Source organism: Pseudomonas sp. SH10-3B, from assembly GCF_019891415.1.
Taxonomy (GTDB): domain Bacteria; phylum Pseudomonadota; class Gammaproteobacteria; order Pseudomonadales; family Pseudomonadaceae; genus Aquipseudomonas.
Genome location: NZ_JAFLXD010000001.1, coordinates 1 through 24056 on the forward strand (window position 1 = coordinate 1; position 24056 = coordinate 24056).

Below are 24056 nucleotides of genomic sequence, written 5' to 3' on the forward strand. Positions count from 1 at the left end.
CTTTTAAAAAGACCCCATTCTTTCTGGAAGAATGGGGTCGTTAGTTTTGGGGCTGCAGCGCAGCCCAACGCAGGGCAAGCCTGCTCGCCACGAGGGGCACTCTGCGGTCCTCTTGTCACACCTTGTCTCATCTTCGGTTATGCTCGGTCTTCGTCGCCAAACAACGGAGCCCCCATGACCGCTGCCCGCCTGCTTCTCCCCCTGAGCCTTTGCCTGCTCGCCGCCTGCGCCAGTGCGCCGAAGCAAAACGTCACTGTGGAAGAACAGGGCGCTTGCCCGCTGCAACTCAAAACCGGGCAAAACCTGATCCTCACCCTGCCAAGCAACCCCACGACCGGCTACCGCTGGGCCATCCAGGATTCCGCCGGTGGCGTGTTGCGTGCGCTGAGCCCCGAGGTCTACAGCAGTTCGGAATCCGGCGTGATCGGTGGCGGTGGCCAGTCCACCTGGCGCTTCCAGGCGTTCGCGGCCGGCCAGGGTCGTTTGCGCCTGACCTCTCAGCAACCCTGGGAACCGGAAGCCGAGCCCGCCGAGACCTTCGACTGCGCCATTACGGTGAACTGATATGCCATGGCTGATTCTTGCGTTGATGGGCGCAGGCACCTTTATCTACGGCCTGAGCACCGGTGCCACGTTGCTGTGTCTGCTGGTCAAGCCGCTGCCGGTGCTGGCGCTGCTGGGCTGGCTGCATGATGCGCCGCCTACCGACTATCGACGCTGGATCAGCCTGGGGCTGATTTTTTCCCTGGTCGGCGATGTATTGCTCGCCTGGCCGGGCGACCTGTTTATCTTCGGCCTCGGCGCCTTCCTGTTTGCGCACCTGGCCTATCTCAAGGCCTATTTCAGTGACTGCCGCCGTTTGGCGCTGTTGCCGTTGGTGTTGGCGCTGGGCGTGGGCGCGGTCCTGCTGAGCATCCTGATCTCCCATGGCCTCGGTGAACTGCTGATACCGGTGGTGGTTTACGCGACGGTGATCAGCGCCATGCTCTGGCGCGCGCTGGCACGCCTGGGCAGCGAGGTGCCGAAACGCTCGGCGCTGCTGGCGGCGGCGGGTGCGGTGTCGTTTGTGTTTTCCGACACGCTGATCGGCATCAATCGGTTTGTGCTGTCGTTCGAGGCCGCGCCGTATTTGTTGATCACAACTTACTGGCTCGGCCAATGGGGAATCACGGCCTCGGCTTTCCATCAGACAACCCGCGCACATGAGGGCCAACTTGGCTAAAATGCCGGCCTTTCCCCCTCGTCGCCGGAACAACCGTGAGCAAAGAACCCGATCGCCTATTCGCCCAGCCCCTGCCCCAGGTGCCGGACTTCGCCTTTAACGAGGACGTGGTGCGGGTGTTCCCGGACATGATCAAGCGCTCGGTGCCCGGTTACCCGACGATTGTCGAAAACCTCGGCGTGCTCGCGGCGCAATTTGCCCAACCGAACAGCGTGCTCTACGACCTGGGTTCGTCCCTGGGTGCGGTGACCCAGGCCTTGCGTCGCCATGTGCGCACGGACGGTTGCCGAGTGATCGCTGTGGATAACTCGGCGGCCATGGTCGAGCGCTGCCGCGAATACCTCAATGGCCAGGACTCGATGTTCCAGGAGCTGCTGCCGGTCGAGGTGATCGAGGGCGATATCCTCGCGTTGCAGTTCCAACCGGCCTCGGTGGTGGCGTTGAACTTCACCCTGCAATTTATCGCCCCGGATGAGCGCCTGGCATTGCTCGGGCGTATCCGCCAGTCATTGCTGCCCGGCGGTGCGTTGATCCTCTCGGAAAAGCTGCGCTTCAACGACCTTGAAGAACATGCGCTGCTCACCGACCTGCATATCGCGTTCAAACGCGCCAACGGCTACAGCGAACTGGAAATCGCCCAGAAGCGCAGCGCCATCGAAAATGTCATGAAGCCCGACAGCCTCGAAGAACACCGCGAACGCCTGCTGGCGGCCGGGTTCTCGAAAGTCGTGCCGTGGTTCCAGTGTCTTAACTTTGCCTCGTTGATTGCCTTGCCATGATTGATCTGTCCCCCCTCGCCCGCCATCTGGTCGGCACTCCCCTGGCCGTCTGGGCCCAAGGCCTGCAAGCGCAGCTCGATAGCAAGATGGAAAAGGGTCATGGCGACCTGGAGCGTTGGCAGAGTGCCCTGGACGCGCTGCCAAAGATCCAGCCCAGTGAAGTCGACTTGCTCAATGGCCTGGTGCTGGACACCGATTGCGACGACGCCACCCGCGCGCAAATGCACACCGCGCTGATGGGCTTGAGCCCATGGCGCAAGGGCCCGTTCCACCTGTTCGGCGTGCACGTGGACACCGAATGGCGCTCGGACTGGAAGTGGTCGCGTGTGGCCCCGCACCTGGACCTGAAGGGCAAGCGCATTCTCGATGTCGGTTGCGGCAACGGTTACTACATGTGGCGCATGCTCGGCGCCGGGGCCGACAGCGTGATTGGCGTCGACCCGAATTGGCTGTTCTTCTGCCAGTTCCAAGCCGTACAGCGTTACCTGTCCGAACCCAAGGCCTGGCACCTGCCGTTCCCGTTTGAAGACCTGCCAGCGAACCTGGAAGGCTTCGACACCGTGTTTTCCATGGGTGTTTTCTATCACCGTCGCTCGCCGATCGAACATCTGCTGGCGCTGAAGGACACCCTGGTCAAGGGCGGCGAACTGGTCCTGGAAACCCTGGTGGTCGAAGGCGACCAGCAACAGGTGCTGGTGCCGGAAGACCGTTATGCGCAGATGCGTAACGTGTGGTTTCTGCCCTCGGTGCCGGCGTTGATGCTGTGGCTGCGCCGTGCCGGGTTCAGTGATGTGAGGTGCGTGGATGTGAGCGTGACTACGGTGGAGGAACAGCGCGGGACGGCGTGGATGAAGTATCAGTCCCTCAGCGACTTCCTCGATCCGGAAGATCACAGCAAGACGATTGAAGGGCTGCCGGCACCGATGCGGGCGGTCATCATCGCTAAAAAGTAACCGCTAATCTCCCTGAAACAACAGAGATACAAATGTGGGAGGGGGGCAAGCCCCCTCCCACATTTGCTCATCAGTGTTCTTTAGAGCGGGGGCTTGGCTCGACGGGCCTTGAAGAATTCGCTCAACACCGTGCCGCACTCCTCGGCCAGCACGCCGCCTTCAAACAACACCCGATGATTCAGAAAGCCCTGGGTAAAAAACTGCCCCTGGCTTTGCACAATCCCCGCCTTTGGCTCCAACGCGCCATACACCACCCGTGCAATCCGCGAATGCACGATCAGGCCGGCGCACATGCTGCACGGTTCCAGGGTCACGTACAGCGTACTGCCCGGCAGGCGGTAGTTGCTGACAGCCTGCGCGGCGGCGCGGATGGCGACCATTTCGGCGTGGGCACTGGGGTCATTGCCACTGATCGGGCAGTTGAAGCCGCGACCGATGATTTCACCGTCCTGCACCAGCACCGCGCCTACCGGCACTTCGCCCAGCGCCGCGCCTTGGGCGGCAAGGGCCAGGGCTTCGCGCATGAAATCCTGGTCGCGGCTGCGGTCGATGATCGCCGTGGGGCGAAACTGGCGCATCACGCCACCTCGATGGCGGCCATCAGGCCGGTTTCCATATGGTCGATCACGTGGCAGTGGAACATCCACACCCCCGGGTTATCCGCCACCAAGGCCACGCGAGCGCGTTCATTCTTGCCCAGCAGGTAAGTGTCGGTGAAGTACGGGATCACCTTGTGGCGGTTCGAGGCGATCACCTTGAAACTCATGCCGTGCAGGTGGATCGGGTGTTGGTACTGGGTCATGTTCTTCAATTCGAAAATGTAGCTCTTGCCCTTTTCCAGCTTGGCAATCGGGCGGTCGGCGCAGGTCTTGTCGGTGATGTCCCAGGCCTGGCCGTTGATCTGCCACAGGCTCGGCGGCTTGCCATTATCGACATTCACCGACACTGAACCGACCCACTCGAAATTGAAGTTGAGTTTCTCCGCATTGGCCAGGTCCGGCTCGGCAATCGGGTTGGCGGGCAATGCCGGTGGCCATTGGGTTGGTGCATCGGTGTTGGCGACTGAGCGGAAAGTGCCCACGCGCACCGGGCCGTTGCGGATCGACAGTTCCTCGCCCGCCGGCGGTGCCTTGATCGCCAGGCAGATACGCATGCCCGGGCCCAGCCAGTATTCCTTGCCCAGCGGGCGCGGTTCGACAGGGTTGCCGTCAAGGGCGTAGATCTGCGCTTCGACGTCGGGGATGTTGATGCGATAGGTCAGGGTGTTGTCGAGGTTGAGCAGGCGCACGCGGGTGATCTGCCCGGCGGGCAAGTCGATCACCGCCTGGGAGACGCCATTGATCGTCGACAGGCGCCCGGCCGTACCGCCCCGCGCGGCTTCACGGGGAATGCTGAAGGCGACAAAGGCGCCCTCTTCGTCCACGTGCCAGCTCTTCAGGCTGAGGGTGCGTTCGTGTTTGAACCCGGTGGGCTCGCGTTCTTCAATGATCAGCGGGCCGACAAGGCCTCGGCCGAGTTCTTCGCTGCTGTTCACATGGGGGTGATACCAGTAGCTGCCGGCGTCGGGCACGCGGAATTTGTAGTCGAAGTATTCGCCGGGCAACACCGGCAATTGCGAGACGTAGGGCACGCCGTCCATTTCCAGCGGCAGGCGGATGCCGTGCCAGTGGATGGTGGTGGCGACCGGTAGGTGGTTGATAAAGCGCACGCGCAGCCATTCACCCTGGCGCACGCGCAACTCGGTGCCCGGCGCCGACGGGCCAAAGGCCCAGGCTTCGGTCTTGTGCCCCGGCACCAGTTCCACATCGAGCGGCGCGGCGATCAGTTCATAATCGTGCCCCGCTTCGGCTTCGGCGACTTTCCCCAGCCAGTAGCGGTAGGCGCCACCGGCACCGACGCCCACTACGGCCAGGCCTGCAAGACCACCCAGGATTTGTCGACGGGAAAAGGATCGGGACACAACAACCTCACGTATCTGCCGCAGGCACAGGGCCTGCAAAGGGCAGATACGATACACCTGCATTGGCTAAACAGTAAGGCTTCGCATTGCCGCGGATCGGCGGTCAGCGCTTGGCGGCGGCCAGGATCAGGGCTTTCATCTCGGCAACCGCGCCTTTGAAACCGACGAACAGCGCGTGGGCTACCAGCGCATGGCCGATGTTCAGCTCGTTGATGCCCTTGATCGCAGCCACCGCTTCGACGTTGTGGTAGTGCAGGCCGTGGCCGGCGTTGACGATCAGGCCTTCAGTGAGGCCGCAGTTCACACCGTCAATGATGCGCTGCAGTTCATCCGCCACTTCGGTCGGTGTGGTGGCGTCGGCGTACCGGCCGGTGTGCAGTTCGATGGCCGGCGCGCCGACACGGCGGGACGCTTCGATCTGGCGCTCGTCGGCGTCGATGAACAGCGAGACTTCGCTGCCGATCTTCGACAGACGCTCCACGGCGGCCTTGATCCGCGCTTCCTGGCCCGCCACGTCGAGGCCGCCTTCGGTGGTCAGTTCCTGGCGGGTTTCCGGGACCAGGCAGATGTGCGCCGGGCGAATGCGCTCGGCGAAGGCCATCATTTCTTCGGTGACGCCCATCTCGAAGTTCATGCGGGTTTGCAGCACGTCCTTGAGCAGCAGCACGTCGCGCTCCTGGATGTGACGGCGGTCTTCGCGCAGGTGCACGGTGATGCCGTCGGCGCCCGCTTCTTCGGCGTCCAGCGCGGCCTTGACCGGGTCAGGGTAACGGGTGCCCCGGGCCTGGCGCAGGGTAGCGACGTGGTCGATGTTGACGCCAAGAAGAATGCGATTGCTGGTGGTCACGGAAGCGCTCCTGAAAAGGGGAAAGAAACGCTGCACAGCATACACGGGGATGTCAGGGCTTTCGAAACAACTCGCGACTGACCAGCGGCCGTCCACCCAAGTGCACGGCCAGGGCCTGGCGCATCAAGCGCTTGGCGGCGGACAGCGCACCGGGTGCGCTCCAGTCGGCTTCACTCATGGCCAGCAGCTCGGTGCCCTGGAACAGGCCCGGTTGCAGCAGGTACACACGCTCCAGGCCTGCATCCACCTGCAGGCGGTACATGCCGTCGGCGGCGATGGGCTCGCCATGCAGGTCATTGTTCAGTTCGAAGCCGTAGCCCAGGTCGTCGAGCAGGCGCCATTCGAAGGCGCGCAGCAGCGGCTCCAGGGGGCGACCTTCTGCCAGGGCCAGCAACGTGGCGGCGTAGTGATCGAAGACAGCCGGGTGCGGGTCCTCTGCTGGCAGCAGGCGGATCAGCAACTCATTGAGGTAGAGGCCACTGAACAGCGCATCGCCATTGAGCCAGGCGGACGTGCCGACGCTTTCCAGGCGGCCGACATTCTTCAACTCGCCCTTGCCGCGAAACTCCACATCCAACGCCACGAAGGGCCGGGCCAGTGTCCCCGCCTTGCCCCGCGCGCTACGCAACACCGCGCGCAGGCGGCCTTGGGGCGTGAGGAAATCCACCAACGCGCTGGTCTCGCGGTAGGCGCGGCTGTGCAGGACGTAGGCGAGTTGGCTCGGAGGTGGGGATTGGGACATGGGTTCTCTATCTTGAAAACAACACAAACCTAATGTGGGAGGGGGCTTGCTCCCGATAGCGGTGGGTCAGTTGATAGATAAGTGACTGAACCACCGCCATCGGGAGCAAGCCCCCTCCCACATTTTTGCCCTGCGGTGTCTTTACAGGTCGCCGTAGCCGAGGGAGCGCAGTGCACGCTCATCGTCAGACCAGCCGCCTTTAACCTTCACCCACAGGTTGAGCATGATCTTGGAATCGAACAGCAATTCCATGTCCTTGCGCGCTTCGGTGCCGATGCGCTTGATGCGCTCGCCCTTGTCGCCAATGATGATTTTCTTCTGGCCGTCACGTTCGACGAGGATCAGCGCATGGATATGCAGGGTCTTGCCCTGCTGCTTGAACTCTTCGATTTCGACGGTGATCTGGTACGGCAGCTCGGCGCCCATCTGGCGCATGATTTTCTCACGCACCAGTTCGGCGGCGAGGAAACGGCTGCTGCGGTCGGTGATCTGGTCTTCCGGGAAGAAGTGCTCGTTCTCCGGCAGGTAGCCGGCGATCACGCGCTCCAGGGCGTCGAGGTTGTGACCGTGCTGGGCCGAGATCGGCATGATCTGGGCGTTCGGCAGTTGCTCCTGCAACCAGCTCAGGTGCGGCATCAGCTCGGCTTTGTCTTCGATGCGGTCGGTCTTGTTCAGCGCGACGATCAACGGGCCGGTGACGTACTGCACACGCTCCAGCACCATCTGGTCTTCGTCGGTCCATTTGGTGCGGTCGACCACGAAGATCACCACGTCGACGTCTTTCAACGCTGCCGAGGCGGTCTTGTTCATGTAGCGGTTAAGGGCTTTCTCGCCGCCTTTGTGCATGCCTGGGGTGTCGACGTAGACCGCTTGCACGTTGCCTTCGGTCTTGATGCCCAGCATGTTGTGGCGGGTGGTCTGCGGCTTGCGCGAGGTGATTGCAAGCTTCTGGCCGAGGATGTGGTTCAGCAGCGTCGACTTGCCCACGTTCGGGCGGCCGACGATGGCAACATAGCCACAGCGTGTTGCGGTTGAATCAGTCATGGCCATTCTCCACGCCCAGGGCAATCAGTGCTGCAGCGGCCGCTACCTGTTCGGCAATACGACGGCTCACACCCTGACCTCGGCTTTTTTCATTCAGTAAGGTGATTTCACATTCCACGAAGAACACGCGGCAATGGGGCTCACCCTGGATATCCACCACTTCGTAGCGTGGCAGGTCACAACCGCGCGACTGCAGGAATTCCTGCAGGCGGGTCTTCGGATCTTTGTTGGTGTCGACCAGCGTGAGGCTTTCGATCTCGGAGGTCAGCCACGCGGTGACGCGCTCCTTGGCTGCTTCCATGCCGGCATCGAGGTAGATCGCACCGATCAACGCTTCAAGCGCATCGGCCAGGATCGACTCACGGCGAAAACCGCCGCTCTTCAACTCACCGGAACCCAACCGCAGGTACTCGCCCAGGCCAAAGCCACGGGCCAGCACGGCCAGGGTCTCGCCTTTTACCAGGCGTGCGCGCAGGCGTGACAACTGGCCTTCACGGGCTTGGGGGAAACGCTCGAACAGCGCTTCACCGGCGACAAAATTGAGGATGGCATCACCGAGGAATTCCAGGCGTTCGTTATTACGCCCTGCAAAGCTGCGGTGTGTGAGGGCAAGGACCATCAATTCCTGATCCTTGAAGGTGTAGCCGAGCTGGCGCTCGAGACGACTCAGAGAAACGGTCACGGTTTACCCATATCTGTGTGGTGGCACCGGCGGCCATCGACGATTGACGCAGTGTTCAAATTCAAATCCTGGTTGGTATTGCATGGGGACGGAAAATGTCCAAGCCCCAGAAAAGCAGTCGGCGCTGTGTTCACAGCGCCGCTTGTATTACTTGATCAGCCCGACCCGCGAGAAGTTCGGCAGGTGGCTGAGCTTGGGTTCCGGCCAGCTCATCCAGACCGCGAAGGCCTTGCCGACGATATTCTGGTCGGGAACCATGCCCAGCAGATCCTTGGGAATGCTCGGGTCATCCCAGTAGCGGCTGTCGTTGGAGTTGTCGCGGTTGTCGCCCATCATGAAATAGTGCCCGGCCGGCACTTTCCACTCGCCATCAGGCATGGCGCGGTAGCGGCTCATTTCCTTGCGGATTTCGTGCTCTACCGCCCCGAGTTTTTCCTGGTACAGCTCGGCGCTGCCCAGGCTGTTCGGTTCGGAACCGATCAACTTCTCGGCCACCGACTCGCCATTGATGAACAGGCGCTTGTCGCTGGTGTAGCGAATCACGTCGCCCGGCAGGCCTACCACACGCTTGATGTAGTTGACGTTCGGGTCGCTCGGGTAGCGGAACACCATCACATCGCCGCGCTGCGGATCACCGACTTCAATGACCTTCTTATCGATCACCGGCAGGCGAATCCCGTAGGAGAACTTGTTCACCAGGATGAAGTCGCCCACGTCCAGGGTAGGTTTCATCGAGCCCGACGGGATCTGAAACGGCTCTACCAGGAACGAGCGCAAGACCAGCACGATGAACAACACCGGAAAGAACGACTTGCCGTATTCAACCAGCAAGGGCTCTTTGTTCAGCTTCTCGATCACCACGCCATCAGGCTGGCTGACGCTGCCCTGATAGGCCGCGATAGCCGCCCGCCGACGCGGGGCGAAGAACACCAGATCGAGCAACGCCAGGAGACCGCAAACGGCAACGGCGATGACCAGCAACAGCGGGAAATTTAGCGACATAGGACCTAACTATCCAACCTGAGCACCGCAAGGAAGGCTTCTTGTGGAATTTCCACGTTGCCCACTTGCTTCATGCGTTTTTTACCGGCCTTTTGCTTCTCAAGCAGCTTGCGCTTACGGCTTACGTCACCGCCGTAGCATTTGGCCAGTACGTTCTTTCTGAGAGCCTTGACGGAGGTCCGCGCAATGATCTGCCCGCCAATGGCGGCCTGGATCGCGACGTCGAACATCTGGCGCGGAATCAGTTCTTTCATCTTCTCGGTCAGTTGGCGACCTTTGTAGTGCGCGTTGTCCTTGTGCACGATCAGTGCCAGGGCATCGACCTTATCGCCGTTGATCAGCACATCCAGCTTGACCAGATTAGCCGATTGGTAACGGTCGAAATGATAATCCAACGAAGCATAGCCGCGACTGGTGGATTTGAGACGGTCGAAGAAGTCCAGGACCACTTCGTTCATCGGCAAATCGTAGGTCACTTGCACCTGGGTACCGAGGAACAGCATGTCGTGCTGCACGCCACGCTTTTCGATACACAGGGTAATGACGTTGCCCAGGTGTTCCTGCGGCACAAGGATATTGGCCCGCACGATCGGTTCGCGCATGTCTTCGATGGAAGACAGGTCTGGGAGCTTGGACGGGTTGTCGACGTAAATCGTTTCACCGTTTTTGAGCAGCAGCTCAAAAATAACCGTTGGCGCCGTGGTGATCAGGTCCAGGTCGTATTCGCGCTCCAGGCGCTCCTGGATGATCTCCATGTGCAGCATGCCGAGGAAGCCGCAGCGGAAGCCGAAGCCCAGGGCGTCGGAGCTTTCCGGGGTGTACTGCAACGACGAGTCGTTGAGGGTCAGCTTTTGCAGGGCTTCGCGGAAGTCTTCGAAGTCGTCGGAGCTGACCGGGAACAGGCCGGCGTAGACCTGCGGCTGGATACGCTTGAAGCCCGGCAGCACGTCGACGTCAGGGGTGGAGCTCAAGGTCAGGGTGTCACCGACCGGCGCACCGTGGATGTCCTTGATACCGGCGATGATGAAGCCTACTTCGCCGGCTTTCAGATCAGTGGTCGCGGTGTGCTTGGGGTTGAATACGCCGACGCTGTCCACCAGGTGGATCTTGCCGGTGGACTTGACCAGGATCTTGTCGCCCTTCTTCACACGGCCGTGGCGCACGCGTACCAGGGAGACAACCCCCAGGTAGTTGTCGAACCAGGAGTCGATGATCAACGCTTGCAGCGGATCTTCGTAGTTGCCGGTGGGGGCTGGAATGGTCTTGACCAGGCGTTCGAGCACTTCGTCGACGCCCAGGCCGGTCTTGGCGCTGCACTCGACGGCGTCGGTGGCGTCAATCCCGATGATTTTTTCGATTTCTTCTTTTACGCGGTCTGGATCGGCCTGCGGCAGGTCGATCTTGTTCAGCACCGGCATGACTTCCAGGCCTTGCTCGATGGCGGTGTAGCAGTTGGCCACGGACTGGGCTTCAACGCCCTGGCCCGCGTCCACCACCAGCAGCGCACCTTCGCAGGCCGCCAGGGAGCGGCTGACTTCGTAGGTGAAGTCAACGTGGCCCGGGGTGTCAATGAAGTTCAACTGGTACTTGATACCGTCTTTGGCGGTGTAGTACAGGGTAACGCTGTGGGCCTTGATGGTGATCCCGCGCTCGCGTTCGAGGTCCATGGAGTCCAGCACCTGGGCTTCCATTTCACGCTCGGCAAGGCCGCCGCACATCTGGATGAATCGATCGGCCAGCGTCGACTTACCATGGTCAATGTGGGCGATGATGGAGAAATTGCGGATATGACTCAAATCACTCACGGATCAACACTCAAAAAGGCTGCAGGCAGATTGCCCGCTGAAAAATAGCCGGGAATTGTACCTGATGCTCAGGCCAGACGTCATCTTTGCTGACCAGAACAAAAATGCCCCACTCATTCGAGCGGGGCATTTTTTTGCGCATAAGTACGGTATCAGCCGGCTCGGCGCAGCAGCCAGAACCCAGCCAGGGCACAGATGGCCGTCGGCACCAGCACTGCAAACAGTGGCGAGAACCCGAACACCAGGCTCGACGGGCCGAGCAGATCCTGGGCGATACGGAAGGTGAACCCTACCAGCACGCCGGTAAATACCCGCTGGCCGAGGGTCACGGAGCGCAACGGACCGAAGATGAACGAGATCGCCATCAGCACCAGTGCGGCGGTCACCACCGGCTGCAACACCTTGACCCAAAATGCCAGCCAGTAACGACCGTTATTCAAGCCCTGGTCCTTCAGGTAGTGGATATACCCCCACAGCCCGGAGATCGGCAGGCTTTCGGGGATCATCACTACCGTATTGAGCAGTTCCGGCTTGAGGGCGATGTCCCACTCTTCACTTGGCACATTGATCACTTCGGTGCTGGCCTTGGTGCCTTGGCCGACATTGCGGAAGTGGGTGGTGGTGATATCGGTCAGTTGCCACTTTTCGTCGCTGTACTGCGCGCGTTTGGCGAAGCTGGACGACAGCATGTGACGTTCCTTATCGAACGTGTAGCGCGTCACACCGATCAACAACCCGCCCGGTTGCACGGCGTTGATATGGATGAACTCATCACCCTGACGGTGCCACAGGCCATGCTTGGCGCTTTGTGCATCGCCCGACCCTTGGGCCAGGGCGCGATTGGCCTGGGCAGTGCTTTCGGCCGGCGGCGCGACGTATTCACCGATCAGCACGCTGCACAGCATCAGCAGCAACATCGGCTTCATGACCGCCCAGACGATACGACCGATGGAGACACCAGCAGCACGCATGATGGTCAGTTCGCTGTTGCTGGCCAGGCTGCCCAGGCCGATCAGGCAACCAATCAGCGCGGCCATCGGCATCATGTCGTAGAGACGACGCGGCGCGGTCAGCGCCACGTAGCTCAGCACGTCCCACACGGTATAGGTGTCACTGACGTTGCCGACCTCATCGATGAAGGCGAACAACGAGGCCAGGCCCAGGATGATGCCCAGTACCGCCAGGATGGCGATCAGGACGCTGCTACCTATATAACGATCGAGCTTACCCACGAGCCAACTCCTTCTGGCCACGACGGCTCATCATTTTCAAACGAATAGGCTCCCAATAAAGCAGCCCCAGGCCAATCACCAGGAACATCCCGTGCACCCACCACAGGCCGAGGACCGGCGACAACTTGCCTTTTTCCAGGGACCCACGGGCGGAAATCAGGATGGTGAGGTAAGCCATGTACAGCAGGATCGCCGGCAACAGCTTGAGGAAACGGCCCTGGCGCGGGTTGACGCGTGACAGCGGCACGGCCATCAGGGTCACGATAAACACCAGCAGCGGCAGGGAAATCCGCCATTGCAGCTCGGCGATGGAACGCAGTTCCTTGCTACCGAGCAGGTCCGTCGTGGGGATGGCGTCGCGGTCGGTGACTTCGTCGCTGATGTCCGGGCGGGCCAGCATCACGCCATAGGTGTCGTACTTGATCGCACGATAGTCCGCCATGCCTGGGCTGCCATCGTACCGATAGCCATTTTCCAGAATCAGGTAGCGGCTGCCGTCAGGGCGCACTTCCTGGCGACCCGAATCCGCCACCAGCACGGAAATGCCACGGTCTTTCTTGTCTTGACCAAAACGTTTTTCGGAGATGAACACACCGCCCAGGTTGGCGCGGTCGTCGGTCAGGGTTTCGGTGTAGGTCACCCGCGAGCCGTCATTGAGCGCCTGGAAACGCCCGGGTTCGAGGGTGTCGAATTCAGTCATCGCGTCCTGCTTGTTCAGCACCAGCTGAAATTGCATGGCGCCCTGCGGAGCCAGGCTCAGGCTCAGCCAGGCCACGATCAGCGCAACGCCGGCCGCCGGGATCATGGTCATGCCCAGCAGGCGCTGCTGGCTCATGCCGGTGGCCGAGAGCACGGTCATTTCACTTTCAAGGTACAAGCGCCCGTATGCCAGCAGGATCCCAAGGAACAGGCCCAGCGGCAGGATCAGTTGCAAAAACCCTGGCAGGCGAAAGCCCATGATCAGGAACAACGAGCCTGGGTCCAGGGCGCCAGAGGCAGCCTGGGCCAGGTATTTGACGAAACGACCACTCATGATGATGACCAGCAGGACCGCACTCACGGCACTCAGGGTCAACAGGACTTCGCGGGACAGATAACGGAAGACGATCAAACCAGACACTCCAGGGTTGTCAGGCTAAGGCGGCCAAACAAGCAAGCATACCGAGTCAGCCCATTTACACCGGGCCAGCTAAAAAGATTGCGCATTATCCTGTGATTGACCGCGCCTGTCACTGCGCAACCTCACGCACACCTACAAAGCGTGCGCCAAGGGTTGTCAGGCTCCGTCGGCGAGGTTCAAACTGCGGCCTTTGTCGCTGGCGGTTTACACAGCTGCCAAGCTTTAAAGCCTGCGTACAAACGCAGGCTCTCAGACCTTTATAAGGGACCCGAAAATGGAATTGGTTGTAAAAAGCGTTAGCCCCGAAACGTTGAAAACCGCCACCCTCGTGGTCGCCATCGGCGAAGGCCGCACGCTGGGCGTGGCCGCCAAGCAACTCGACGAACTCAGCGGCGGCGCCATCAGCGCGGTCCTCAAGCGCGGCGACCTGGCCGGCAAAGTCGGCCAGAGCCTGCTGCTGCAAAGCCTGCCCAACCTCAAGGCCGACCGCGTATTGCTGGTGGGCGTGGGCAAGGACGCTGAACTGGGCGACCGCCCGTTCCGCAAGATCATCAGCGGCATCCTCAACACCCTCAAGGGCCTGGGCGGCAGCGATGCAGCGCTGGCGCTCGATGAAATCGTGGTCAAAGGCCGTGACAGCTACGGCAAGACCCGCCTGCTGGCCGAGACCCTGGTGGACGGCGGCTACTTCTTCGACCAGTTCAAGAGCCAGAAAGCCGAACCCCGCGCCCTGAAGAAAATCACCCTGCTGACCATCAAGGCCGCCCAGGCTGAAGTCGAGCGCGCCGTGACCCACGCCCAGGCCATCGCCAATGGCATGTCGTTCACCCGCGACCTGGGCAACCTGCCGCCGAACATCTGCCACCCGACCTACCTGGGCGAACAGGCCAAGGCATTGGGTAAAGAGTTCAAGGGCCTGAAAGTCGAAGTCCTGGACGAGAAGAAGATCAAGGAACTGGGCATGGGCTCGTTCTATGCCGTGGGCCAGGGCAGCGACCAGCCGCCACGCCTGATCGTGATGCAATACAACGGCGGCAAGAAGTCCGAGAAGCCTTACGCCCTGGTCGGCAAAGGCATCACCTTCGACACTGGCGGCATCAGCCTCAAGCCAGGCCTGGGCATGGACGAGATGAAGTACGACATGGGCGGAGCCGCCAGCGTGTTCGGTACCTTGCGTGCCGTGCTGGAACTGAAGCTGCCGATCAACCTGGTGTGCATCCTGGCCTGCGCGGAGAACATGCCTAGCGGCGGCGCTGCCCGTCCGGGCGACATCGTCACCACCCTCAGCGGCCAGACCGTGGAAATCCTCAACACCGACGCCGAAGGCCGCCTGGTGCTGTGCGATGCACTGACCTACGCCGAGCGCTTCAAGCCGCAGGCCGTGATCGACATCGCCACCCTGACCGGTGCCTGCATCGTTGCCCTGGGCTCCCACACCTCGGGCCTGCTGGGCAACAACGACGAGTTGATCGAGCAACTGCTCAGCGCCGGCAAGGCCGCCGACGACCGCGCCTGGCAACTGCCGCTGTTCGATGAATACCAGGAACAGCTGGACAGCCCGTTCGCCGACATCGCCAACATCGGTGGCCCGAAAGCCGGCACCATCACCGCTGCGTGCTTCCTGTCGCGCTTTGCCAAGAACTTCAACTGGGCGCACCTGGACATCGCCGGCACCGCGTGGACCAGCGGCGGCAAGGACAAGGGCGCCACCGGCCGTCCGGTGCCACTGCTGACCCAATACCTGCTGGACCGCGCCAAAGCCTAAACACCTGCCCGGCTGCCTGCCGCGGTCAACTGTAGGAGCGAGCTTGCTCGCGAAGAGCGTCAACGATAACGCGTTCATCCTGGATGAACGCATTGTTCTCAGGTTCTTCGCGAGCAAGCTCGCTCCTACATTATGACGGCGGCAGGCGCGGCAGCCCAGGAACCGCAATGACCCAAGTCGACTTCTATATATTGCCCAGCGCCGATCCCTCTGCGCGCCTGGACTTTGCCTGCAAACTCACCGAAAAAGCCTGGCGCATGGGCCACCGCATCTACCTGCATTGCAGCGATGCCACCCAACGCGACGAGCTCGACGCCCGCCTGTGGCGCTTCAAGGGCGAAAGCTTCGTGCCCCACGGCCCCGCAGAATCCGAACCCGAAGGCCAGGTTGTCCTGGGTTTGGGCAACAGTTGCGGCGATCACCATGACCTGCTGGTCAACCTCGACCTGAAAGTACCGCCGTTTGCCAAGGCCTTCGCCCGTGTGGCGGAAGTGGTGGTGGAAGATCCGGCTATTCGTCAGGCCGCGCGGGAGAGTTTCCGTTTCTACCGCGAACAGGGCTATCCTTTGCAAGATCACCGGCTACAACGACTTTGAGTACATGATGGACACTCCCAACCCGACAAAAAAAGATGACCACCTGCTGGACGACCTCGAGTCGATCCGTCAGTTGCTGGGTGATGATGGCTTGCAACCGCCGCTGCTGACCGAACAGGCCGATGGCGAGGTACAGATTCCGCTGTTGTTCGACATGGTCGGTAGCAAGCAGGCTGCACCGGAGCCGGTCGTTGAAGCTCCCGTCGTCGTGGACACTGCCCCTGCGCCCGCTGAAAAGGGCCCCGACGCCCTGCTGCTGCACCTGGACAACGAACTGCGTGCCGCTGCGCAACTGATCATGCAAGACGTGATCGACGACTTTGCCCCCCATATCGAAACCGAGATCAAGCGCCGGATGGATGCGCGCATGGAGCGGCTGCTCAGCCAGTACCAGTCTTAAACCGTCCATAGATCCCCTGTGGGAGGGGGCTTGCCCCCTCCCACATTTGCTTGCCTGCCCTTAACCCCGTCTTCGCCTCGCCCTGCGCCCTATCCCCCGTTATACTTGCCGGCTTTCCTGAATAAATGCCAACTAGGGTCCCGCCGCGCATGGATAAGACCTACCAGCCGCACGCTATTGAAACTTCCTGGTACAACACCTGGGAGTCCGAGAACTATTTCGCTCCGCAAGGCGCGGGCGAGTCCTACACCATCATGATTCCGCCACCGAACGTCACTGGCAGCCTGCACATGGGCCATGGCTTCAACAATGCGATCATGGATGCGTTGATCCGCTTCCGCCGCATGCAGGGCCGCAACACCCTGTGGCAACCAGGTACCGACCACGCCGGTATCGCCACCCAGATGCTGGTGGAGCGCCAACTCGAAGCCACCGGCCAGAACCGTCACGACCTGGGTCGCGAGAAATTCCTGGAGAAAATCTGGGAATGGAAAGACCAGTCCGGCGGCAACATCAGCCGTCAGATCCGTCGCCTCGGCTCGTCCGTCGATTGGAGCCGCGAGCGTTTCACCATGGACGACGGCCTGTCGGAATCGGTGAAAGAAGCCTTCGTGCGCCTGCATGAAGATGGCCTGATCTACCGTGGCAAGCGCCTGGTCAACTGGGACACCAAGCTGCACACGGCGATTTCCGACCTTGAAGTGGAAAACCACGACGAGAAAGGTTTCCTGTGGAACCTCAAGTACCCGCTGGCCGACGGCGCCAAGACCGCTGAAGGCAACGACTACCTGATCGTCGCCACCACCCGTCCGGAAACCATGCTTGGCGATGCCGCCGTCGCGGTTAACCCGAATGACGAGCGCTACCAGGCACTGATCGGCAAGTTCGTCGAGCTGCCACTGGTTGGCCGCCGCATCCCGATCATTGCGGACGACTACTGCGACCCTGAATTCGGCACCGGCTGCGTGAAAATCACCCCAGCCCACGATTTCAACGACTACGAAGTCGGCAAACGCCACAACCTGCCGCTGCTGAACATCTTCGACAAGAACGCCGCCGTATTGCCGGCCTGCCAGGTGTTCAACCTGGACGGCACACTGAACGAAAGCATCGACGGCAAGATCCCGGCCGAATACGCCGGCCTTGACCGTTTCGAAGCGCGTAAGCAGATCGTTGCCGCTTTCGACGCCGCCGGCCTGCTGGTCAGCGTTGACGACCACGGCCTGAAAGTGCCGAAGGGCGACCGCTCCGGCACCATTATCGAGCCGTGGCTGACCGACCAATGGTACGTATCCACGAAGCCGCTGGCAGAACCTGCGATTGCTGCCGTGGAAGACGGCCGCATCCAGTTCGTGCCTAAACAGTACGAAAACATGTACTTCTCGTGGATGCGTGACATCCAGGATTGGTGCATCAGCCGTCAACTGTGGTGGGGCCACCGCATTCCGGCCTGGTACGACGAGTCGGGCAAGGTCTATGTCGGCCGCGACGAAGCCGAAGTACGTGCCAAGCACAACCTCGGCCCGGACGTTGCGCTGCAGCAGGACAACGACGTACTCGACACCTGGTTCAGCTCGGGCCTGTGGACCTTCTCCACCCTGGGTTGGCCGCAACAGACCGAGTTCCTGAAAAAATTCCACTCCACCGACGTGCTGGTCACCGGCTTCGACATCATTTTCTTCTGGGTTGCCCGGATGATCATGCTCACCATGCACTTGGTGAAGAATGAAGACGGCACCCCGCAGGTACCGTTCAAGACCGTGTACGTGCACGGCCTGGTGCGTGATGGCCAAGGCCAGAAGATGTCCAAGTCCAAGGGCAACGTCCTGGACCCGCTGGACATCATCGACGGCATCGACCTGGAAACCCTGGTACAGAAACGCACCTCGGGCCTGATGCAGCCGAAACTGGCGAAGAAGATCGAGAAGCAGACCCGCGACGAGTTCGCCGACGGCATTGCCAGCTACGGCACCGACGCCTTGCGTTTCACCTTCTGCTCGCTGGCATCCACCGGTCGCGACATCAAGTTCGACATGGGCCGCGTCGAAGGCTATCGCAACTTCTGCAACAAGATCTGGAACGCCGCGCGCTACGTGCTGGACAAAGGCGAAGACTGCGGCCAGAACGGCGAAGCCGTCGAACTGAGCCTGGCCGACCGCTGGATCATCTCGCAACTGCAGCGCACCGAAGCTGAAGTGACCCGTCAACTCGACCAGTTTCGTTTCGACCTGGCCGCACAAGCCTTGTACGAGTTCATCTGGAACCAGTATTGCGACTGGTACCTGGAACTGTCCAAGCCCGTGCTGTGGGACGAAAACGCGCCGATCGAACGCCAGCGCGGTACCCGTCGTACCCTGGTGCGCGTGCTGGAAGTGGCGCTGCGCCTGGCGCATCCGTTCATGCCGTTCATCACCGAAGAAATCTGGCAGCGCCTGGCGCCGCTGGCCGGTATCGAAGGCAAGACCATCATGCTGCAACCTTGGCCGGTGGCCAACGAAGCACGCATCGATGAGGCGGCCGAAAGCGATATCGAATGGCTCAAGACCCTGATGCTCGGCACGCGCAACATCCGCGCCGAAATGAACATCGGCCCGGGCAAGCCTCTGGCGGTGTTCGTGAAGAACGCCAGCGCCGAAGACCAGCGTCGTCTCACCGAGAACGAAGCGCTGCTCAAGAAGCTGGCGAAGCTGGAGTCGATCACCGTATTGGCCGATGGCGCCGAAGCACCACTGTCGGCGACCGCACTGGTCGGCGACATGGAAGTGCTGGTACCGATGGCCGGCCTGATCGACAAGGGCGCGGAACTGGCCCGTCTCGACAAGGAAATCCTGCGCCTGCAAGGCGAAGTGCAACGGGTGGGCGGCAAGCTGTCCAACGCGGCATTCGTCGACAAGGCACCGGCTGAAGTGATCGACAAGGAGCGCGCCAAACTGGCCGAGGCTGAACAGGCTTTGGGCAAGCTGGCCGAGCAACATGCGCGGATTTCCAGCCTCTAAGGCTTGATTCGCGTGGAGAAAGAGACCTTCGGGTCTCTTTTTTTTGCCTGGATTTTCCCAATCCCTTGCTGGCAATACAGTCAATGTGGGAGGGGCTACACCCCGATGGCGATCTGTCAGCCAGGCTAGCCTTGACTGATCCACCGCTATCGGGAGCAAGCCCCCTCCCACATTTGACCGAGTTATCCTCGGGAATGTGTGACAATGGCCGCCACTTTGAGCCAACACCAGAATCATCATGACCGCCCCCACTACGCCCAAACCTCCACGCAAGAAGCCTAAAACCGCTGCAACGGCCAAACCCGTCGCGCCGCGCAAAGAGGCTACCCTGCACCCGCGCAACCGCCACACAGGCCGTTACGACTTCCAGGCGTTGATCAAGACCACGCCGGAACTGGCGCAATTCGTGATCATCAACCCCTATGGCAAAGAGAGCATCGACTTCGCCAGCCCAGACGCGGTGCGGGTGTTCAACCGGGCGCTGCTCAAGGCCTTCTATGGCATCCAGCATTGGGACATTCCGGCGGATTACCTGTGCCCGCCGGTACCAGGGCGTGCCGACTATGTGCACTTCCTCGCCGACCTGCTGGCCAGTGTCAACGACGGCAAGATCCCGCGCGGTTCAATCGTCAAGGTGCTGGACATCGGCATGGGCGCCAACTGCGTCTACCCGCTGATTGGCTATATGGAGTACCGCTGGAACTTCCTCGGCTCGGAGGTCGACCCTATCGCCGTGGCCGCCGCCAAGGCCATCGTGCAATCCAACGACCTGAGCAAGGTCATCCAGTTGCGCCAGCAGGAAAACCCCAAACACATCCTGCTGGGCCTGCTGGAGCCGGGTGAGCGTTTTGACCTGACCATGTGCAACCCGCCGTTCCATGCGTCCATGGACGAAGCCACCAAGGGCAGCGAGCGCAAATGGCGCGCCCTGGGCCGGGCCGATCCCAAGCGCAAATTGCCGGTGCTGAACTTCGGTGGCCAATCGGCCGAGCTGTGGTGTGAAGGCGGTGAAGCGCGCTTCGTGACGCAACTGATTGCCGAGAGTGCGCACTTTGCCCACAAGGTGTTGTGGTTCAGCACCCTGGTGTCAAAAGCGTCAAACTTGCCAGTGATCGAGACCGCGCTGAAAAAAGCCGGCGTGCTGGAAAGCCAGGTGGTGGAAATGTCCCAGGGCCAGAAGCAAAGCCGTTTCGTGGCCTGGACGTTCCAGACCAAGAACGAGCAGCAGATCTGGCGCCAGCGCTGGGTGCGATAGAGACAAATCGCAGGCAACAAAAAACCGTGCCCGGATCGCTCCGGAGCACGGTTTTTTTTGCTGCGTCTTACTTGTTAACAGCGTCGGTCAGGCCTTTGGCCACAACCAGCTTGATAACTTTCTTGGCAGCGATTTCGATGGCAGCGCCAGTCGAAGGGTTACGGCCAGTACGGGCAGGACGCTCGGTCACTTTCAGTTTGCCAACGCCTGGCAGAGTGATTTCGCCGCCGTTTTCCAGCTGATCAGCAACAACTTGGCTCAGTTGGTCCAGCAGAGCGCGCACGGTGGTTTTCGGTGCGTCTACTGCTTCAGCCAGGTCAGCGATCAGTTGGTCTTTAGTAATAGCCATTGTGGTGTTCCTTCCCTATCAAATTCATATGGATTGCAGAGTGCAGTGTCAGCCGTCGAGCCCGACCGTCATGGCCTGGCACCCCCGGCTATAACCACGGAGATCGGGGTTATAGATGCTTGAAACGGGGATTGGTTCGACCTGACAGATGCTGAATGCACGCTTATCGCCGAGACTTGGCGTAAGACGGGGCAAAACTAGCACAGAGACGGGGAAATATCCGCCTCTACCTACCCATTTGGTCAGCTTTATCGCTCTAAACCGTGAAAAAAAGGCATATGGCCCGTCGGAAGGCACCCAAAACACCTTCGAAGCACGTCTTGGCCAATGGGTGCGGTACACTGGGCGACTTTTCGGGGAGGCCAACCGCTCCCCTTCAACCAGCCGAGAAGCCTATGCCGATCCGTCATTGCATCGTCCACCTGATCGACAAAAAACCCGACGGCACACCCGCAGTTCTCCACGCCCGCGACTCCGAGCTTGCCGAGTCGGCCGCCATCGAGAACATGCTTGCCGACCTCAACGAGAGCTACAACGCCAAACAAGGCAAGGCCTGGGGTTTCTTCCATGCCGAATCCGGCGCGCACCCGTTCAGCGGCTGGTTGAAAGAATATTTCGAGGGTGGCCAGGATTTCACCACGTTCAGCCGCACCGCCGTCGAACATCTGCAAAAACTGATGGAAGAGTCCAACCTCTCCACCGGCGGCCATGTGCTGTTTGCCCACTACCAGCAAGGCATGACCGACTACCTGGCCATCGCCCTGCTGCACCACAGTGAAGGCGTGGCGGTGACCGACGAGCTGGACGTGACCCCGTCGCGCCACTTGGACCTGGGCCAACTGCACCTGGCAGCGCGTATCAACGTGTCCGAGTGGCAGAACAACAAGCAATCCAAGCAGTACATCTCGTTTATCAAAGGCAAGAACGGCAAGAAGGTCTCGGAATACTTCCGCGACTTCATCGGCTGCCAGGAAGGCGTCGACGGCCCGGGCGAGACGCGCACCCTGCTCAAGGCCTTCAGCGACTTCGTTGAAAGCGAAGACTTGCCGGACGAATCCGCCCGCGAAAAAACCAAGACTCTGGTCGATTACGCCAGCAGCCAGGCCAAGCTCGGCGAACCCATGGGCCTTGAAGAATTGTCGGGGTTGATCGATGAAGATCGGCCTAAGGCGTTCTACGACCATATCCGCAACAAGGACTACGGCCTGTCGCCGGAAATCCCGGCGGATAAACGCACCCTCAACCAGTTCCGCCGCTTCACCGGGCGCGCCGAGGGCCTCTCCATCAGTTTTGAAGCGCACCTGTTGGGCGACAAAATCGAGTACGACGAAGCCGCCGGCACCCTCATCATCAAGGGCCTGCCGACCCAACTGACCGACCAGCTCAAGCGCCGTAACTGATGCTCGGCGGGGTTCTCAAGAAAGTCCTGCTGGTGTTGCTGGTGGTGGTGGTTATCCAGAACTGGGGCAAGATCGAGCGGCTGTTCAACCCTTCCCAGGTGGTCTCGGAGCAGACGCGGGCATCGGCGCGAGTGGCGCTGTATACCACCGAGTGGTGTGGCTACTGCAAGCAGATCCGCCGCTTCCTGGACCAGAAAGGCATTCCGTACCAGGCCTTCGACATCGAGAAGGACGCCCAGGCGCGCAAGGCGTATGAAGCACTGGGCGGTGGCGGGATTCCGTTCGTGGACGTCAATGGCACGCTGATTCGCGACTACAACCCTGACGCGATCATGGCCGCGCTGAAGTAATCAGCGCACCACGATCACCCGCCCCAACAGGCTGTGCTGCTCGAACCCCAACACCGCCTGCAACGCGTTGAGTACCGCCTGCGGGTCCTTGCTCGGGAAGCTGCCGCTGACGCGCCTGGCGCCCATCTCTTCGTTGAGCAGCAGGATGCGGCCAGGGTAGTAACGCCCCAAGTCCTTGACCACCTCCGCCAGCGGCGCCTTGTAGTAGTTGAGCCAGCCATCACGCCAGGCCAGGCGGGATTCGCTGTCGACCGCGTGCAGCGGATCGGCGATGCCATCGGCGTAGGCCACTTGCTGGCCCGCCGTCAGAATTTGCTGCTGGCCCTGTTTCGACGGCGTCACGCCAACCCGCCCCGACAACACCGTCACCTCGGCCCCTGCCGGTTGCAGGCGCACTTCGAACTGCGTACCCAGCACCCGCGCTTCGCCGCTGCCCGCCCCGACCACAAAGGACTCGCCGGTATGGGTGACGCTGAAAAAACCTGCACCGCGACGTAATTGGATATGCCGCTCACCGTGGCTGAAATCCACCGCGATGGCGCTGTCCGCATCCAGCGTGACCTGGGATTGATCGGCCAGGATGACGGTCTTCACTTCTCCCGGTGCGCTCACGTAATCGGCGCCGAAGTCATCGACCCAGCGCGATGGCTGCCAACCGGCGCCCACGCACACCATCAACACCAGGCACGCCGCCATGGCCAAGGCGCCGGACCAGCGCACCACCCGCGAGCGCGTCGGGGTGTTCATCGCATTGAGGTAGCCCTGTAATGCCTGCGCGTCTTCATCCGCCAACTGGCGCGCCGGCACTTCGCTCAACTCCCAGAGCACCTGAGCCTGGGCGTACGCTTCGACGTGCGCAGGATCAGCCCTAAGCCAGCGGCTGAAGGTGGCCTGGTCGCCACTGCTGGGCTGGTCATGCAACCGACTCAGCCAGGCCAGGGCGGCTTGTTCCTGGTCGGACGTAGGGGTGACGTTCACGGTGCTTTCCCTGGCGTGCGTGGGGACGATGGTTCGCGAAGGCTGGCTTTGCAGGCTTCGAGGGCACGCATCATATGTTTTTCCACAGCGCTTTGGGACAGGCCCATGGCCTTGGCGATTTGCGCGTACTTGCGCCCATGAATGCGGTTGAGCAGGAAGATCTGCCGGGTGCGCTCCGGCAAGCTGCGCAGGGCGGCTTCGACGTGCCGCAGGTCGTTGCCCGCCTCAAGCGCCGCCTGGGGTTCGGAGCCCTGGTTATCCTGCTGTTCCGGCAGCCAGCCTTCGCTGCTGCGCACCCGCGCGCCTTCGCTGCGCAGGTGGTCGATGGCGATATTGCCGGCGCAGCGCAACAGGTAGGTGCTGAGTTCTTCAACCTGCACCAAGGGCCGACGCCAAAACCGCAGGAACAGGTCCTGCACCAGGTCGGCCGCCGTAGCGCGGCAGCCCACCCGCCGGCTGACCAGCGCTTCCATTTGCGAACGCTGGGACAAAAACACCTGCAGGAAATGCGCACGCCCACCCGCCGCGTCAGCCTGTGGGCTGTCCTGGGAATCGGGTGGAGTGCTGATCATCATGGCG

At 61.2% G+C, this 24056-nt stretch carries 24 protein-coding genes; 11 read left to right on the top strand and 13 right to left on the bottom strand.

Features of this window, described 5'->3' with window-relative positions:
- The first annotated feature begins 174 nt into the window (after window positions 1–174).
- The 4 genes from J1G35_RS00005 to cmoB are packed head-to-tail and all read left to right on the top strand — an operon-like array spanning window position 175 to window position 2954.
- On the top strand, window positions 175–564 hold the full coding sequence (locus J1G35_RS00005; protein ID WP_053133682.1) for a protease inhibitor I42 family protein: 390 nt from the start codon (window positions 175–177) through the stop codon (window positions 562–564).
- Between the two features lies 1 nt (window position 565).
- Window positions 566–1222 carry a lysoplasmalogenase gene (locus tag J1G35_RS00010; protein ID WP_053133685.1) on the top strand — a complete coding sequence of 219 codons (657 nt, stop codon included), beginning with the start codon at window positions 566–568 and terminating at the stop codon, window positions 1220–1222.
- 35 nt (window positions 1223–1257) lie between these two features.
- Window positions 1258–2001: a carboxy-S-adenosyl-L-methionine synthase CmoA gene (cmoA, locus tag J1G35_RS00015; RefSeq protein ID WP_223012829.1), complete on the top strand. Its 744-nt coding sequence runs from the start codon at window positions 1258–1260 to the stop codon at window positions 1999–2001.
- Entirely contained in the window at window positions 1998–2954 is a 957-nt protein-coding gene (cmoB, locus tag J1G35_RS00020; protein ID WP_053133691.1) for a tRNA 5-methoxyuridine(34)/uridine 5-oxyacetic acid(34) synthase CmoB, read from the top strand. The genes cmoA and cmoB overlap by 4 nt, the downstream gene beginning before the upstream one ends.
- Before the next feature lie 80 nt (window positions 2955–3034).
- Here cmoB and tadA read toward each other — a convergent pair whose 3' ends face one another.
- The 10 genes from tadA to lptF all read right to left on the bottom strand — a co-directional run bounded on the left by tadA (window position 3035) and on the right by lptF (window position 13379).
- Window positions 3035–3532, bottom strand: a complete 498-nt coding sequence (tadA, locus tag J1G35_RS00025) for a tRNA adenosine(34) deaminase TadA (protein ID WP_053133694.1) — start codon at window positions 3530–3532, stop codon at window positions 3035–3037.
- A complete protein-coding gene (locus tag J1G35_RS00030; RefSeq protein ID WP_223012831.1) occupies window positions 3532–4914 on the bottom strand; it encodes a multicopper oxidase family protein in 1383 nt (460 codons plus the stop codon). The genes tadA and J1G35_RS00030 overlap by 1 nt, the downstream gene beginning before the upstream one ends.
- A gap of 103 nt (window positions 4915–5017) precedes the next feature.
- Window positions 5018–5761, bottom strand: coding sequence for a pyridoxine 5'-phosphate synthase (pdxJ, locus tag J1G35_RS00035; RefSeq protein ID WP_053133697.1), 744 nt, complete (start codon window positions 5759–5761; stop codon window positions 5018–5020).
- Between the two features lie 52 nt (window positions 5762–5813).
- On the bottom strand, window positions 5814–6503 hold the full coding sequence (recO, locus tag J1G35_RS00040) for a DNA repair protein RecO (RefSeq protein WP_223012833.1): 690 nt from the start codon (window positions 6501–6503) through the stop codon (window positions 5814–5816).
- A gap of 141 nt (window positions 6504–6644) precedes the next feature.
- Complete coding sequence (era, locus tag J1G35_RS00045) at window positions 6645–7547, bottom strand: GTPase Era (RefSeq protein ID WP_010564067.1); 903 nt, start codon at window positions 7545–7547, stop codon at window positions 6645–6647.
- Window positions 7540–8229: a ribonuclease III gene (gene rnc / locus J1G35_RS00050; protein WP_027604662.1), complete on the bottom strand. Its 690-nt coding sequence runs from the start codon at window positions 8227–8229 to the stop codon at window positions 7540–7542. The genes era and rnc overlap by 8 nt, the downstream gene beginning before the upstream one ends.
- A gap of 147 nt (window positions 8230–8376) precedes the next feature.
- Window positions 8377–9231: a signal peptidase I gene (gene lepB / locus J1G35_RS00055; protein WP_053133703.1), complete on the bottom strand. Its 855-nt coding sequence runs from the start codon at window positions 9229–9231 to the stop codon at window positions 8377–8379.
- 5 nt (window positions 9232–9236) lie between these two features.
- The gene (lepA, locus tag J1G35_RS00060) at window positions 9237–11036 is read right to left on the bottom strand and encodes a translation elongation factor 4 (RefSeq protein ID WP_027604664.1); all 1800 of its coding nucleotides are present in this window, start codon (window positions 11034–11036) and stop codon (window positions 9237–9239) included.
- Between the two features lie 152 nt (window positions 11037–11188).
- Window positions 11189–12268, bottom strand: a complete 1080-nt coding sequence (gene lptG, locus J1G35_RS00065; RefSeq protein ID WP_053133706.1) for an LPS export ABC transporter permease LptG — start codon at window positions 12266–12268, stop codon at window positions 11189–11191.
- A complete protein-coding gene (gene lptF, locus J1G35_RS00070) occupies window positions 12261–13379 on the bottom strand; it encodes an LPS export ABC transporter permease LptF (RefSeq protein ID WP_053133709.1) in 1119 nt (372 codons plus the stop codon). Before lptF ends, lptG begins: the two co-directional genes overlap by 8 nt.
- 283 nt (window positions 13380–13662) lie before the next feature.
- On the opposite strand from lptF, the gene J1G35_RS00075 reads away from it, so the two are divergent.
- The 5 genes from J1G35_RS00075 (at window position 13663) to rlmF (ending at window position 20400) form a co-directional block, all read left to right on the top strand.
- The gene (locus J1G35_RS00075; RefSeq protein WP_223012835.1) at window positions 13663–15153 is read left to right on the top strand and encodes a leucyl aminopeptidase; all 1491 of its coding nucleotides are present in this window, start codon (window positions 13663–13665) and stop codon (window positions 15151–15153) included.
- 167 nt (window positions 15154–15320) lie between these two features.
- Complete coding sequence (locus tag J1G35_RS00080; protein WP_223012837.1) at window positions 15321–15749, top strand: DNA polymerase III subunit chi; 429 nt, start codon at window positions 15321–15323, stop codon at window positions 15747–15749.
- A gap of 4 nt (window positions 15750–15753) precedes the next feature.
- Complete coding sequence (locus J1G35_RS00085) at window positions 15754–16149, top strand: DNA polymerase III subunit chi (RefSeq protein WP_082340980.1); 396 nt, start codon at window positions 15754–15756, stop codon at window positions 16147–16149.
- A 149-nt stretch (window positions 16150–16298) separates the two neighbouring features.
- The gene (locus tag J1G35_RS00090; RefSeq protein ID WP_053133722.1) at window positions 16299–19145 is read left to right on the top strand and encodes a valine--tRNA ligase; all 2847 of its coding nucleotides are present in this window, start codon (window positions 16299–16301) and stop codon (window positions 19143–19145) included.
- 238 nt (window positions 19146–19383) lie between these two features.
- Window positions 19384–20400 (top strand): 23S rRNA (adenine(1618)-N(6))-methyltransferase RlmF, encoded by a 1017-nt coding sequence (gene rlmF, locus J1G35_RS00095; RefSeq protein WP_223012839.1) that lies wholly within the window; start codon window positions 19384–19386, stop codon window positions 20398–20400.
- 67 nt (window positions 20401–20467) lie between these two features.
- Here the strand turns inward: rlmF and J1G35_RS00100 are convergent, their stop codons facing one another.
- Window positions 20468–20749, bottom strand: a complete 282-nt coding sequence (locus J1G35_RS00100) for an HU family DNA-binding protein (protein ID WP_003188840.1) — start codon at window positions 20747–20749, stop codon at window positions 20468–20470.
- Window positions 20750–21144: 395 nt separating this feature from the next.
- Here J1G35_RS00100 and yejK point away from each other — a divergent pair, with 395 nt between their 5' ends.
- Both yejK and J1G35_RS00110 read left to right on the top strand, forming a co-directional pair.
- Window positions 21145–22149, top strand: a complete 1005-nt coding sequence (gene yejK, locus J1G35_RS00105) for a nucleoid-associated protein YejK (protein WP_012722392.1) — start codon at window positions 21145–21147, stop codon at window positions 22147–22149.
- On the top strand, window positions 22149–22499 hold the full coding sequence (locus J1G35_RS00110) for a glutaredoxin family protein (RefSeq protein ID WP_223012841.1): 351 nt from the start codon (window positions 22149–22151) through the stop codon (window positions 22497–22499). The genes yejK and J1G35_RS00110 overlap by 1 nt, the downstream gene beginning before the upstream one ends.
- Here the strand turns inward: J1G35_RS00110 and J1G35_RS00115 are convergent, their stop codons facing one another.
- Window positions 22500–23477: a FecR family protein gene (locus J1G35_RS00115; protein ID WP_223012843.1), complete on the bottom strand. Its 978-nt coding sequence runs from the start codon at window positions 23475–23477 to the stop codon at window positions 22500–22502.
- Window positions 23474–24052: an RNA polymerase sigma factor gene (locus tag J1G35_RS00120; RefSeq protein ID WP_053133746.1), complete on the bottom strand. Its 579-nt coding sequence runs from the start codon at window positions 24050–24052 to the stop codon at window positions 23474–23476. The genes J1G35_RS00115 and J1G35_RS00120 overlap by 4 nt, the downstream gene beginning before the upstream one ends.
- Window positions 24053–24056 lie beyond the last annotated feature (4 nt).

Excerpts from the sequence above, each read along its gene's own strand:
- cmoB (WP_053133691.1), top strand. The coding sequence starts at position 1,998 with ATGATTGATCTGTCCCCCCTCGCCCGCCATCTGGTCGGCACTCCCCTG.
- J1G35_RS00005 (WP_053133682.1), top strand. The coding sequence starts at position 175 with ATGACCGCTGCCCGCCTGCTTCTCCCCCTGAGCCTTTGCCTGCTCGCC.
- J1G35_RS00090 (WP_053133722.1), top strand. The coding sequence starts at position 16,299 with ATGGATAAGACCTACCAGCCGCACGCTATTGAAACTTCCTGGTACAAC.
- J1G35_RS00085 (WP_082340980.1), top strand. The coding sequence starts at position 15,754 with ATGATGGACACTCCCAACCCGACAAAAAAAGATGACCACCTGCTGGAC.
- J1G35_RS00110 (WP_223012841.1), top strand. The coding sequence starts at position 22,149 with ATGCTCGGCGGGGTTCTCAAGAAAGTCCTGCTGGTGTTGCTGGTGGTG.
- recO (WP_223012833.1), bottom strand. The coding sequence starts at position 6,503 with ATGTCCCAATCCCCACCTCCGAGCCAACTCGCCTACGTCCTGCACAGC.
- J1G35_RS00080 (WP_223012837.1), top strand. The coding sequence starts at position 15,321 with ATGACCCAAGTCGACTTCTATATATTGCCCAGCGCCGATCCCTCTGCG.
- lepB (WP_053133703.1), bottom strand. The coding sequence starts at position 9,231 with ATGTCGCTAAATTTCCCGCTGTTGCTGGTCATCGCCGTTGCCGTTTGC.
- J1G35_RS00100 (WP_003188840.1), bottom strand. The coding sequence starts at position 20,749 with ATGGCTATTACTAAAGACCAACTGATCGCTGACCTGGCTGAAGCAGTA.
- yejK (WP_012722392.1), top strand. The coding sequence starts at position 21,145 with ATGCCGATCCGTCATTGCATCGTCCACCTGATCGACAAAAAACCCGAC.
- J1G35_RS00010 (WP_053133685.1), top strand. The coding sequence starts at position 566 with ATGCCATGGCTGATTCTTGCGTTGATGGGCGCAGGCACCTTTATCTAC.
- J1G35_RS00075 (WP_223012835.1), top strand. The coding sequence starts at position 13,663 with ATGGAATTGGTTGTAAAAAGCGTTAGCCCCGAAACGTTGAAAACCGCC.
- tadA (WP_053133694.1), bottom strand. The coding sequence starts at position 3,532 with ATGCGCCAGTTTCGCCCCACGGCGATCATCGACCGCAGCCGCGACCAG.
- era (WP_010564067.1), bottom strand. The coding sequence starts at position 7,547 with ATGACTGATTCAACCGCAACACGCTGTGGCTATGTTGCCATCGTCGGC.
- rlmF (WP_223012839.1), top strand. The coding sequence starts at position 19,384 with ATGACCGCCCCCACTACGCCCAAACCTCCACGCAAGAAGCCTAAAACC.
- J1G35_RS00120 (WP_053133746.1), bottom strand. The coding sequence starts at position 24,052 with ATGATGATCAGCACTCCACCCGATTCCCAGGACAGCCCACAGGCTGAC.